Source organism: Sessilibacter sp. MAH1, assembly GCF_054658315.1.
In genome coordinates this window covers 127,014-140,032 of the sequence record NZ_BAAGIC010000004.1, presented here as the reverse complement: position 1 = coordinate 140,032, position 13,019 = coordinate 127,014, and the positions used below count along the sequence as shown (strand labels likewise).

At 41.0% G+C, this 13,019-nt stretch carries 8 protein-coding genes; 4 read left to right on the top strand and 4 right to left on the bottom strand.

The annotated features are described in order from the left end of the window. Positions 1–80: 80 nt before the first annotated feature. Both sixA and ACYQ28_RS05610 read left to right on the top strand, forming a co-directional pair. Positions 81–539 carry a phosphohistidine phosphatase SixA gene (sixA, locus tag ACYQ28_RS05615; protein WP_460048675.1) on the top strand — a complete coding sequence of 153 codons (459 nt, stop codon included), beginning with the start codon at positions 81–83 and terminating at the stop codon, positions 537–539. Positions 540–1,756: 1,217 nt separating this feature from the next. Continuing rightward, positions 1,757–3,595, top strand: a complete 1,839-nt coding sequence (locus ACYQ28_RS05610; protein ID WP_460048936.1) for an ABC transporter ATP-binding protein — start codon at positions 1,757–1,759, stop codon at positions 3,593–3,595. A gap of 174 nt (positions 3,596–3,769) precedes the next feature. Here ACYQ28_RS05610 and ACYQ28_RS05605 read toward each other — a convergent pair whose 3' ends face one another. The 4 genes from ACYQ28_RS05605 to ACYQ28_RS05590 form a co-directional block, all read right to left on the bottom strand. Next, entirely contained in the window at positions 3,770–4,798 is a 1,029-nt protein-coding gene (locus ACYQ28_RS05605; RefSeq protein ID WP_460048674.1) for a hypothetical protein, read from the bottom strand. Positions 4,799–6,298: 1,500 nt separating this feature from the next. After that, positions 6,299–7,702 (bottom strand): PhoH family protein, encoded by a 1,404-nt coding sequence (locus ACYQ28_RS05600; protein WP_460048673.1) that lies wholly within the window; start codon positions 7,700–7,702, stop codon positions 6,299–6,301. A gap of 820 nt (positions 7,703–8,522) precedes the next feature. Then, positions 8,523–9,395 (bottom strand): SDR family oxidoreductase, encoded by an 873-nt coding sequence (locus ACYQ28_RS05595; RefSeq protein WP_460048671.1) that lies wholly within the window; start codon positions 9,393–9,395, stop codon positions 8,523–8,525. A 136-nt stretch (positions 9,396–9,531) separates the two neighbouring features. Beyond that, positions 9,532–10,140: a TetR/AcrR family transcriptional regulator gene (locus ACYQ28_RS05590; protein WP_460048670.1), complete on the bottom strand. Its 609-nt coding sequence runs from the start codon at positions 10,138–10,140 to the stop codon at positions 9,532–9,534. 495 nt (positions 10,141–10,635) lie between these two features. Between ACYQ28_RS05590 and ACYQ28_RS05585 the strand changes: the two genes are divergently transcribed. Continuing rightward, positions 10,636–11,841 (top strand): permease, encoded by a 1,206-nt coding sequence (locus ACYQ28_RS05585; protein WP_460048669.1) that lies wholly within the window; start codon positions 10,636–10,638, stop codon positions 11,839–11,841. A gap of 337 nt (positions 11,842–12,178) precedes the next feature. Continuing rightward, on the top strand, positions 12,179–12,922 hold the full coding sequence (locus ACYQ28_RS05580; protein ID WP_460048668.1) for a class I SAM-dependent methyltransferase: 744 nt from the start codon (positions 12,179–12,181) through the stop codon (positions 12,920–12,922). The last annotated feature ends 97 nt before the right edge of the window (positions 12,923–13,019 follow it).

Genomic DNA, 13,019 nt, shown 5'->3' with positions numbered 1-13,019 from the left:
TTTTTTGTAATGTCACCGTAATCGTTCAAATCTACTATCAGATTTTTGAACGGGCCATAGACTTGTTGAGAGTAGCAACCATGAAACTATTCTTACTTCGACACGGCGAAGCAGAGCCTTATTGCCCAGCTGATAGTACTCGCCAGCTTACTGCTCGCGGAGTTGCTGAAACCAACGACGTGTTGGAAAAGCGCTCCCATGAACTCAACTCTGTCACATCGTTTTGGGCAAGTCCCTACGTTCGTGCTCAGCAGACAGCAACACTCGCACAAAAATTTATTCCTCATTTGATGTTCGATACCACCGAGTTATTAGTGCCGGAGGCTAATCCAGAGCGTTTGAGCAAGGCTATTGAACTGTCTGGCGTTGAATCACTTTTGATGGTCACTCATCAACCATTAATAGGGACCTTCGTCGATTGGCTTGCAGGTTTGGAGGCCGGTAAATTAAGGCTTGGAACCAGTTCGTTAGTGTGTATCGAAACAGAATATTTGATGGCCGGTGCGGGAGAGCTGTTGTGGGTAAATCAGCCCTGGTAAATTACCTGTGGCTTATAAAATCAGAACAGTACAGGTATTCAATCTATGAAGATCTTCTCTTCATTTAAAAGATAGTATTGGTAGTTGATACAATTATAGAAACGCGTTTGTTTCAGCGTGTGGTGAGTCGTAAAAATAATTTTGCCTGAACAAAATTATTTATCCGATAGATGACCGCTCTAAAGCGAATTGTTTGAGCAATCAATACGATTGCTGTGCTTAAAAGAGTAGCAAATATTAAGTGCTCTGTACTTAAAGAATGATTCGACTCATGCAACTGGCAAGTTACATGAGTCTCCAGTAATTAGAGCAGCATCCCTTGACCTTTCTTGGTCTATCCGATTATTCCTTTGTGCATCCTGCCAGAGAAAGTCTCTGTAAATTTTATTCCATTGCCGAAAGACTCATCCAGAATCCGTCTTCCTTGAAAACAATCAATCCTTGAAGTAACTATCCCAAACAACCTACGTACAAATCCAAGTACAAAACGTTCATCCTGAACGTGATTTCCCTATCTATGCTGTTTGATTGGCTTTTAAGCTTCCTGCTAATCCTTTTCCCTACCAAAGCATCCGGCTTCATCTGTTGTTGTGCGGTTTCCTTTGCACCTCTTCCCTGAACATTTCCTCCCTAAAAATACCTTCCTGTTTCATCCTTAATGGTCTTTTCCGTAACCTTATATTGGCTTCCTAGCCGATCATTCCGTGATTTTTTCCTAAGACCCCGAGTAGTCCTTCCCAGGTATACCTATTCAACTACTTACCTTGTAGTACGAGCTCTTATTCCTTAAGAAGATAGGTAATTCCATAAATTCGTTTAAGTAAATCTTCTTATTTATAGACAGTTCAGTGTAACTTTTTTATGAACTATCTCACCCAATCTCCATATTATGTCACTAATTCCTGTCGGAATTATTACAAACTCTGTTTATTGGTTTTTCGAATTTATGGATGTATTTTGCGCCAAGTCTGTGAATCCGTATGTAGGAGAAGTACTAAGATTTTGTAGGAGATATCGCACACGCTGGTGGAGATTTAAACGATTAAGGTCGAGATTTGACGTATTTATATAATTTGCGCGCAAATCGATAATATTAGAATTTTATGTTTAAAAAAATTAGCAACAAAATTCCGCTTAGATCGTATATTGTAACTTCCCTAGAAATAGTCTCACAGTAAGATTTGAATCGATTTTTGGCTCTGGTATACAAACCTATGATTTTTAGTTTTTTTGAGAGGTTGATAGAGCCTTTTCCCGAAGAGCATTTAAAACAACCTCCTAAGTCTTTACTAGCATTCTGTCGTCACTACTCGCAAGGTATTGAAAAGGTGCTGATTACAATGGCCCTGCTTACCGGCATGATTGCAGTGGGGGAGGCTTATTTATTCGGTATATTGGGGCAGCTGGTTGATTGGTTGGTGTCGTCCGACAGAGAGACATTCCTCGAAGAACAGTGGCCGAAATTACTCGGTATTTCTCTGTTCATCTTACTGGGAATGCCTTTGGCGGTATTTTTACACTCGACCATAGTGCATCAAAGTTTGTTGGGTAATTTTCCAATGGCAGTGCGGTGGCGTGCACACCGATACCTGTTGAATCAAAGTTTCAGTTTCTTTCAAGATGAATTTAGTGGCCGAATCGCTACCAAGGTTATGCAAACCTCCCTAGCGATTCGCGACTCTGTGATGAAGCTTCTGGACGTGTTGCTGTTCGCAACGGTGTATTTGATTACCGCCATTGTTCTGCTGGCAGATGCGGATATCAGAGTCGCTGTGCCACTGATTGTTTGGTTGTTTGTGTATGTTTTAGTTTTGCGTTTTTTTGTTCCTAAACTGAAAAGAACATCAGAAGTACAAGCCGATGCACGATCACTGATGACCGGCAGAGTGGTCGATAGTTACACCAACATATTAACCGTAAAGCTTTTTTCCCATTCAAATCGAGAAGCGAGTTACGTGCGCGCTGGTATGGAGGAGTTTATGTCCACCGTGCACCCACAAATGCGATTGGTAACCCTGCTGAATTTAACGATTTGGATTACCAATATGTTGTTGGTCTTTTCGGTTGGTGCTTTAGGTATTTGGCTTTGGATGCAAGATGCAATCAGTACTGGCGCTATTGCTATTGCGATGAGTTTATCGATTCGACTTACCGGCATGTCTCATTGGATTATGTGGGAAGTTAGCGCCTTATTTGAGCAGCTTGGTACCGTATCGGATGGAATCTCAACCATCGCAAGACCTCGCGACGTCGTGGACATCGTTGATGCTAAGCCTCTGATTGTTCGACAAGGGGAAATCGAGTTCAACCAAGTGAATTTTTCCTACGGGCGTAAAGTTAACAATATCCAAGTTTTTACCGATTTGAATTTGGTGATTAACGCGGGTGAAAAGGTTGGTATTGTTGGGCGTTCTGGTTCCGGCAAATCGAGTTTCGTAAATTTACTGCTGCGCTTTTACGACATTCAGAGCGGCTCGATTTGTATTGATGGACAAAATATCGCGATGCTTAAGCAAGAGAGTTTGCGCGAACACATCGCGATGGTGACTCAAGATACATCGTTGTTGCATCGCTCGGTTAGAGACAACATTAAATTTGGCAAACCCTTTGCCTCCGATGAAGAAATGATTGCAGCGGCCAAAAAAGCCAAGGCTCATGAGTTTATTTTGAATTTATCGGATTCGAAAGGTCGTACCGGTTACGATGCGTATGTGGGTGAGCGTGGCGTTAAGCTCTCTGGCGGCCAGCGTCAGCGTATTGCGATTGCCCGTGTGATGTTAAAAGACGCTCCAATATTAATTCTAGACGAAGCAACCTCAGCGCTTGATTCCGAAGTTGAAGTCAGTATTCAGCAAAGTTTAAACGAGCTAATGTTGAATAAGACGGTAATTGCTATCGCACACAGACTTTCGACTATTGCGGCAATGGATCGTTTGTTGGTGTTTGATCAAGGCAAGATTGTGGAGCAGGGTAGTCACGAAGAATTAGTGGCAAAAGATGGCTTGTATTCCCAATTATGGAAGCATCAAAGTGGTGGTTTTCTCACCGATTACTGAGTTGTTTTTATTTTAGCTAGGCGATTATTTATCTAATTTGTACAAAATATAATTAAGCGAATTTAATCAAAGATGCTTAAACAACAAAAACAAAAACAAAAACAAAAAAGCCCGACTATGTCGGGCTTTTTTTGCTAAACCGCTAAGGGTTCAGACCATCGTAAAGGTCTTAAATTAGTATTTAAGAGCAATACGGAAGTCGATGCTGTCGATGTCGTCGCCGCCATCGAATTCATCTTGAGAGTATTCAGCTGAGAAAACAGTGAATTTGTTGTACAAGTAGTCAACGCCAACACGGATAGTTTCGAACTCAACTTCGTCAGCTTCAGAGTAGTCTGCGTAGAAGCTTAACTTGTCAGTAGCTTTTACAGAAGCTTCAAGAATCAAGTAAGTTTCGTCGTCATCGATATCAAAACCGCCAGCTTGGATGATGGTTTCATCTAACTGAACGTATTCAGCAGAAACGTCGATTACGCTGTTAGACCAACCAAGACCGATAGTGGTGATGGTTTCGCCGTCGTTTTGTGGATCAACGAATACAGACTCTGCACCAATTACGCCGTAGATACCGGTGCCGCCAATGTTGGTGCCACGTAATTGCAAGAAGAAGTTGTCAGAAACAGAAGAGCCGTCGTCGCCGAACTCAGCGAAAGTTACGTCGTCGTAGTTGCTGTTTAGATCGAAAACACCACCACGTAGAGTGAAGTCACCGAAGTCAGCCCAAGAAATGATCGATGGACCAGCTTGGTTAGCAACTGCGAACAAACCGCCTGCACCGTACTCGATAGAAGCTTGGATGCTGTGGTCACCTGGGTAACCTTCTGGCTTCAAGCCGAATAATAGAGGTTGTGCACCAACAGAGAAGCTAACAACTGAGTCGCCAACATTGTTTAAAACGATGAATGCATCTTTAACGTCAACGTTGCCGTCTGCGTTGTCATCACCGTCAGTAAGAATTTCGGTACCGAAAACTAAAACGCCAGTTACGTTTTTGTAGGTAGATTGAGCAGCTAAGGCAGCTTTAGAAACGCCAAGACGGTCTTCGCCTTGCTCTTCAGAGTAACGATCGCCATCGCCATAATCTGCACGGATGAAACCGCCAACTTTAACTTCTACGGTGTCGTCTTGTGCGAAGCTGTTTACTGAAACAAGAGTGGATGCAATGATAACTGCACTGGATAAACTTTTTTTGCTAATCCACATAAGAGAAACTCCTCCAATGAAAAGGGATTGTTAATTATTAATTAAATCTGTAACTCGAACAGAGATTGATTTTTGTATAAATTTTATAAAAAAAATCGGGCAGGCCACACGTATAGATTTGGATAAACCAATCTCTGGGTTCCCTTTAAAAATCTTTTAAGTGAAAGCACCTAAAGGAAGGCTAGTAATTGTTATGTATCCACGTTCGGGGCGCGCATTATAGCAGCATTAAATATAAAGACTACTGTGAGTTTTACAGCAGTTTTGGATCTGAGCCACAATCGCCGAAGTTATCACAAAATTATCATAAGCCTGTTTAGGTTCCGTTAAGCATTCTCGGTCTTAAGTGTACGACTTAGGTATTTAAAGCGTTTGAATACTAGCCAAAGTCACGCCAAAATATGATGGTAGTCTTTACAGTATTGCAGCGGCGAGGCATGGATATTAAAAATTTGTGAATTTGCAAATGCGTTTATCTATATTTTAGTTGTATTTTCTTGATGCAAACTTTGCTGAATATCCTTATTGCAAACTCTTACAACCAATGCTTTTTATTCTCCGGTTTTTGTTGGACCTATTTTTCTTATACCCACTAATTTTTGTTATATCTACTAATGTTATACCAATAAATAGCGTGATCTATAAGATCGTATCTATAGAAAACTCCGATTAACCCAGAGTTTTCAGCAACACAAAGCATGTATCGTCAATTTTAAGAGCGGTAAGTGGCTGAAATTATGAAGAAATTAGCAGTCGCATTGTTAACCACTGTTCTTTGATTAAATCATAAATGAGTTAATCAAAGGCTCTCATATTTGGATTGTATATTTAGAGCGCTATATTTAAGGCTCTATATTTTGACTCTCGCCGAATGTATTAAATACCGTTTTTTTCTACCGTGCAGACTAATTTTTTGATTTGAATTCCGATAAAGCGTGATCTTTACATTGCATCGCGTTTCTTAGTTGTTTCTTAGCATTTGGGTTTTGTAATTAAACACTCATCTCGCTTTTAAACATGGTAAGTGTTAGCCCATTTTGCAAGCAAACTGATCGCAGCGTAGTTACGGTAAAAGCCAACGATGTGTATTTAATACCTAATGGTGAGCTGTGTAGACGATGTTTTTGATGGGAATGGTTTACGTTAAAAGCAAAATAATCGGTAAAAAACTTCATTTAACGTCTGGCAATAACCAAGTTACACACTCGGATAAACTGGTTTTATTAAGTCTCAGTCTATTAAATCCTAGAACTGCTGCCAATTACTGTGTTAAGAATTGCTGCAATTCTGAGAAATTGTCAGTGTTGTTATCATTATTTACGGCAATATTGCCCATTATTGCTGTGCAAATATTAAGTGCCTCGTGTGACTACAGGTACTGTGCTGCTTAGCTAATTTTAATAAGGATCAATTAATCAGAGGTTTCAATTGTGATTGGCGGTACATTTGTGATTGGCGGTACATTTCTGCACCGCCGTAAATTCAGAGTTGATAGGATTCTTAGAGATTCGCTTCGGCATATTCAGCAAGAGCAGAGCGTGGAACACCTTGCAGTTGAATGCTGCCACCGGAAGCGAAGTTTTTGAAGCGTTCGCTCAGATAAGTTAAACCCGAGCTGTTAGCGTTTAAATAGGGAGTATCAATTTGCGCGAGATTGCCCAGACAAATGACTTTAGAGCCATTGCCCGCGCGGGTAATAATGGTTTTTATCTGGTGTGGAGTGAGATTTTGGCACTCATCAATAATGATCAGGCTGTGCTGAAAGCTACGTCCGCGTATGTAATTCAACGATTTGAAGTGTAAAGGCACTTTATTTAACACGTAATCAACACTGCCGTCGCAGTCTTCGTCTTCACAGTGCAAAGCTTCAAGGTTGTCGGTAATTGCGCCTAACCAAGGACTCATTTTCTCCGCTTCTGTACCCGGTAAAAAGCCAATGTCTTCGTCAAGGCCTTGGGTGCTTCGCGTTGCAATAATACGACGATAGGTTTTTGTAGCCATAGTCATTTCAATGGCGGCAGCTAGGGCGAGAATGGTTTTTCCAGAGCCGGCCGAACCCGTTAAATTAACCAAATGCACATCTGGGTCGAGCAATAGGTTGAGCGCGCAGGCTTGATAGATATCACGTGGAATTAAGCCCCAAGCTTCGGTGGTAAGGAGTTTTCCTTCGTCGAGGTGCAGCACGGTAATTTCGTGAGCATCTACATTGATAACTCTGCCAACAAAACCCATTTCATCCAAAATAAATTGATTTGGGTAAATATTTTGGATGGGATCAACGCGGGGCAATATATGAATTGTGCGGCCTAGCTGCTGTTCGGTATCAACTTTTTCAATTTGATCCCAAAAGCTGCCCTCAAACATCAAAAAGCCTTTATGCAAATATTCAATATCTGAAATCGATTGATCATTTTGATAGTCCTGGGCTTCAATTCCGCAGCCACGAGCCTTAAGGCGCATGTTGATATCTTTAGTAACCAGCACCACTGATTGATTGGGGTATTGGGCTTTTAAAAAACAGATGTCGTTAAGGATTTTGTTGTCGTTTAGATGGTTTGGAAGAAGAGTTACATTTTCGGGGCATTTAGACATCATAATCGATAGGGAGCCGAGATGAGAGTCGGTCGCTTCGCGCATAATCGGAACACCCGATTCAACGTCTTCGGGCTCAGCTCGGCCCAGGATTTTATCGATTTCACGGATTGCTTGTCGGCAATCAGCTGCGGTTGTATTACGGCCGTTTTTAAGCTTGTCTAGCTCCTCTAAAACCGTCATGGGAATGGTTATGTGATGTTCTTCAAATTTTAATAATGCGGTTGGGTCGTGGATAAGAACGTTCGTATCAAGAACGTAGCGGATAGGAAGGTTGTTTTGGTTGTTAACAGCAATATGCGCTTGACCCATAAGCATCGATTCCTCTGAGAATGAGATGAAAGGCTTTGGTCGCGGTGCAATATACAGATAAGAGAATTATGGAATTAAACTCTTAAAATTGCATCGTCTAAACTTTTATAACATCGAATTTGAGAATTTGCCAATGAAATAGCGGGTATTAAAAATGTAAAGAAAGGGCTTAAAATCCTGAGGGGTCAATAATATGACATTGTCTTGAGCATAAATCTACTGCTTATTTTTAATAAAAGTTATACGGAAAATATCCGCGTAGAAAACTTCTAGACTTTTCAAGTTATTAGCGTTGAAAGCTGGCAAAGTAGATTGAAAAAATAAATGCGAGCCGTTCCATGAAAAAAAGACTTAACCGGTAAAAATAAAAAACTAAAAATTTTGTTAACATATATTAAGGCGGGGTTCTTACCTGTTTTTATACTAAACTTTATAGGAGCCACTGATTAACGCATCCGGGATTTAATCAGAGGACAGAAATTGAAAGTGCAATTTCTCATTTCGTCACAATTTCAATCACTTACCGTTCTTGAAATTGGCGACACATCTTTTGTCGCTCGGGACTCTAGGTTAATTAGAGTTTTCAATAAATTGATGCGGATTAATTTTGATCAAATTAAATATTTGGAATAAAAATTTAAAATATTAGCAGTGTTTAAAAATAAGACTATTTTCTGAGCTTGTGATTTTTAAATTGTTGGTTCCGTAGTTTAAAACCTAATATTGCCGCTGTTTTGCGACACACATCCTTGTGTATTGAGCGTGTAAATCCATATTATGCTTGTCTAATTAATTCGGTGAGAATTCCAAAGCTATTTGTCTAGTTACTGTAAACAGGCTTAAGTTGCTCGGTTAAACCATTTTGAATGGGGGCGGTAGCCTTATTAATACCTTCTACGCCCATATCTTGGCCAATTTGGTAACGAATCGGCATAGGCTCTGATTGTTCAACCAAGGTTAAAATAGCGTCGGCAATATTTTGTGCATCTGAAATTGGATCTTGTTGCGCGAAAAAGCCTTTAAACATGCCTAATAATTTATCACGACCTTGAGCTAATTCGCCGTAGCTTTCTAGGCAATTTTTATCACTAGGTTCTGGTGAAGAGTTAACCAACTCAGTTCCGTGGCCACTTGGCTCAATGATGCAAGTCTCGATATTAAACGAGTCTAATTCGATTTGCAGTGATTCCATGTAAGCTTCTAATGCCCATTTTGATGAACAGTAAACGCCAAAATACGGAATCGATAAACGTCCGGCTGACGAACTTAAATGAATTAATTTGCCATTTTTATTGGCACGCATTGCGGGTAAAACGGCTTTCGTGGTGTTAATTGGGCCGAATAAGTTTACATCCATACAGGCTTGCACTTGTTCATTGGTGAAGGCTTCTGTTAAACCAACGGGCATGACACCGGCATTGTTAATTAAAACATCAATGGTATTTTGTTTTTGAATTTCGCTGATCACACTGTCACATTGTTCTTTAGAGGTAACATCCAACTCAGTTGGAATTAAATCTAATTTGTTTGCCGTCGCAAACTCTGACAATTCTTTAGCAATTGCACTGTTGCGAGTACTAATGTCGCGCATAGAGGCGTAAACTTTGTGTCCAGCTTTAGCAAGAGTTTTAGCGGTTAAAAGACCAATGCCACGGCTGCTGCCGGTTAATAAAATGGTTTTTTTAGTTTGCATGATAATCCCGTTTTTAATTAAATAACGTTAGTTAATTCAGTGAAGGTTGCTCTGTAAGGGCGGTTAAAACATCTATTAATCAATGTATTTTTGAAGTATCTAATAAAACTGATTTTGGTTGATTAATGATTAATGATTAATGATTAATGGTTGATTGCAAATGCAGAGATTTAAGAAATAAATGTAAAGGCTGTGCGTTACCACTGGATTTCATGCGTGTTAATGCACCGCTCCAAGAATTCAGTAACCAGTCTGCTGCCTCAGTTCTGCTTAGGTGTTCTAAGTTTAGCGACTTTAATTCAATGGCTTTTAAACAATCGGCTATTTCATTGCTTAATTCTTGCCATTGCCGATTAAGCACATTTTTTAATTCATTATTTTCATCGGCTAATTCGGTGGTTAAATTGCACATTAAGCAACCTTGAGTAAATTGTTTGGTTTTCATATCTTGCAGGGCGCTTTCAAAAAAACCTTGTAAACGATTGATAGGCGCTAGGTGCTGATTTTTAAGAGTTTTACGTGCCGTTTCCATTTGCTTTTGGTGATAAAATTCGGAAACAGCAATACCAAACTCTAATTTACTATCGAAATAGTGATAAAACGAACCCTTGGGAATTCCGGTTTCTCGCAGAACGTCGTTAATACCAATTTGCGAATAACTGGCTTTTCTGATTAAAGCCTCTCCGGCCGCAATTAAACTCTCTTTATTACCAGAATATTTGTCATCGTTGCGCGTGCGAGCCATGGTTTTCGTTAAACTCTGATAGATTAGACTGGTCTATTTTTAACGAAATATTCGACAGAGATGTAGGCCACAAAATGGAAAACGACCTTTCTTATTTGGGAGGGTGCCTTGCCTGCGCTGCTTGAGTCGTTCTTCAGTAGAGATTCTGCTTTGGAAGCTCTTACAGATAAATTTATTGGTATGTATTTTGACGTAATTAGGGTGAATACGATTTAAACAGGCCTGCGAGCATAGTTTGCTTGTAATATTTTCAATTATGTTGTCAATATATAAAGCACCTGGTTTTCTGTTTTAGTCGTCATCTACGTCAAACTAAAGGAAACTTTGATTCACCCAGAGTTTCCGGTGACACTCTGGCAACACAAAGATGTGTCGCCAATTTCAAGAACGGTAAGTGATTGAAATTGTCAAGAAATTGGAAATCGCACTTTTAATTTTTGTCCTCTGATTAAATCATGGATGAGTTAATCAGAGGTTCTTAAATAGGGGGCTAACTTGAGTAGTACAGATGCTGTGTCTTCAAGTTGTTGCGGACACAAAAAAGTCAATGACGATCCGGTGGCGCAATCACCCGATCAAACATCTTCCCAAAATGAATCGCTGCATTCTTGCTGCGGCCCTTCGCCTAAAACCAAAGTTGAAGCTCACGAAGGTGAAGAGTCTAGCTGCTGTCATCCAAAGCAATCCATCGATTGGATGTTGTGGTCGAGCTTAATCATTTGTGCCCTCGGCTACGGCCTTTACGCATTGAACATCGATTTTGGTGTATCACAGGTAGAGACCTTAACTCACAGCGTGTTCGAGTTACTCAACACCATGTGGTTTAGTTTGTTGATTGCCTTCGTATTTGTTGGTGTTCTCGCACAAATTCCGCAAACCATTGTGCTACGTATTTTAGGCAAAGGTGGCTCAACCAGTGGTTTGGTTCGCGCCACATTGGCCGGTGTGTTAATGGATCTATGCAGCCATGGCATTCTAATGGTGGGTATGAAGCTGTATCAAAAGGGCGCTAGTCTGGGCCAAACCATGGCGTTCTTGGTGGCCAGCCCTTGGAATTCATTTTCGTTAACCTTGATCTTAATCGCCTTAATTGGTTGGCAGTGGACTCTAGCCTTTATTCTGTTATCAATGGTATTAGCAGTTACAACGGGTTGGGTTTTTGAGCGTCTTGTCGCGGCCGGTAAGCTGCCGTCTAATCCTGCTTCGTCGTCAACCGAGTTAGAAGAACACAGCCAAATACCTTTGAGTACCTTGGTGAAAGAATCATGGTCTGGAATCACCTGGAATACAGAGTTACTCAAACGCATTTTCGATGAGTCTGTGAGTGGTTCACGTATTGTCTTGCGTTGGTTGTTATTTGGTGTGGTTTTGGCGTCGTTGATTCGCGCGTTTGTCGATCCAGATGTATTCCAACAATGGTTAGGTCCATCCGTTTTAGGTTTGGCGGTAACACTCGTTGCGGCAACGATTATTGAGGTGTGTTCGGAAGGTTCCGCCCCCATTGCCGCCGATATTATGAATCGTACCTCGGCACCGGGTAATGGTTTTGCCTTCTTGATGGCCGGTGTTGCTACCGACTACACCGAGGTTATGGTCATCAAAGACACCATGAAATCTTGGAAGATTGCGTTGTTTTTGCCACTCATTACCTTGCCACAGGTTGTTGTGGTCGCTCTTATCTTAAACAATCTAGGTACATAAGCCTTATTACCCCAGCCATGGCCAGCCATAAATAGTGCTGGGGTAATCTCCTTCTTCATCTTCATGTCACGTATCTCCTATTTTGATTGATCTACGAGTCCGTGTTCTCTAGGTCAGTGTTCTCTAAAAGCGCTCACATTCCATCAAATTAGTTCAATTCCTCCTAAATATTGAAACTTTCTTGTGAAATAAAAGACATATTCAAGATTTGCTTTAGGAATTGATCAAACAATCCCTAATAATGACCACCTCGATATTTATCATAAAAATTGACTATAAGTTGACCAAAAGGGTAATCAAGATGTTGAAAAGCGCGAGATTAACGTGGAAATCTTTCATGCTGCCGGCCTTAGCAACCGCGACCTTAGCTTTTGCTGGGCAGACCTTCGCAGAAACCGCTGCTGAAAAAGCCATTGCCAAAGCGTTAGAAAGTTCGATTCGAACCGACGAAGACAAAGCGCGTGATGCCGAGCGTAAGCCTGTCGAAACTCTGACCTTTTTCGGTCTTGAACCTGATATGGAAGTTATCGAACTGTTTCCAGGTGGTGGCTGGTACACCAAAGTTTTGGGTAACGTATTAAAAGAAAAAGGTAAGCTCTATGTCGCCATTTCAACGGGTCGCGTAAAAGATCAGCTTGAAAATTGGGACTTGAAAGATGTTGAAATTCTTGCCCCAGAGTCGGAATTAACCAATACCGATATTCGCGGCGTATTTAATGTTAAAAATCTAGATTTCGCCAAAACCGGCGTAGACATGGTGTTGACCTTCCGTAACACCCACAACTTCACGCCAGAAGCTCGCGCCGAACTCAACAAAAAAGTATTTGATGCACTTAAGCCCGGTGGCGTCTATGCGATCCTAGACCACACTCGCCGCCACATGGAACCCTATTCTCGTCCAGTTTGGCGTCGTGTTGATCCAGTGTTAATGATCAAAGAAGTACAAGCCGCAGGATTTGAATTTGTCGATTACAGCGACCTGCACTACAACGCCACCGATGACCTGAAAAAAGACACCACCGACAAAAGCTTTGAAGGCTACAGCGACCGTTTTACGTTGAAGTTCAAAAAGCCTGAGTAAAATGTACTCAAAAAGAGAGCTCCGAATTGGTTCGGGGTTTTCTTTTTTTCAGTCTTTCTTGACTTAATTCTCATTTTTCGAGTCTCTTCTACCTTTA

Excerpts from the sequence above, each read along its gene's own strand:
- sixA (WP_460048675.1), top strand. The coding sequence starts at position 81 with ATGAAACTATTCTTACTTCGACACGGCGAAGCAGAGCCTTATTGCCCA.
- ACYQ28_RS05605 (WP_460048674.1), bottom strand. The coding sequence starts at position 4,798 with ATGTGGATTAGCAAAAAAAGTTTATCCAGTGCAGTTATCATTGCATCC.
- ACYQ28_RS05600 (WP_460048673.1), bottom strand. The coding sequence starts at position 7,702 with ATGGGTCAAGCGCATATTGCTGTTAACAACCAAAACAACCTTCCTATC.
- ACYQ28_RS05595 (WP_460048671.1), bottom strand. The coding sequence starts at position 9,395 with ATGCAAACTAAAAAAACCATTTTATTAACCGGCAGCAGCCGTGGCATT.
- ACYQ28_RS05590 (WP_460048670.1), bottom strand. The coding sequence starts at position 10,140 with ATGGCTCGCACGCGCAACGATGACAAATATTCTGGTAATAAAGAGAGT.
- ACYQ28_RS05580 (WP_460048668.1), top strand. The coding sequence starts at position 12,179 with ATGCTGCCGGCCTTAGCAACCGCGACCTTAGCTTTTGCTGGGCAGACC.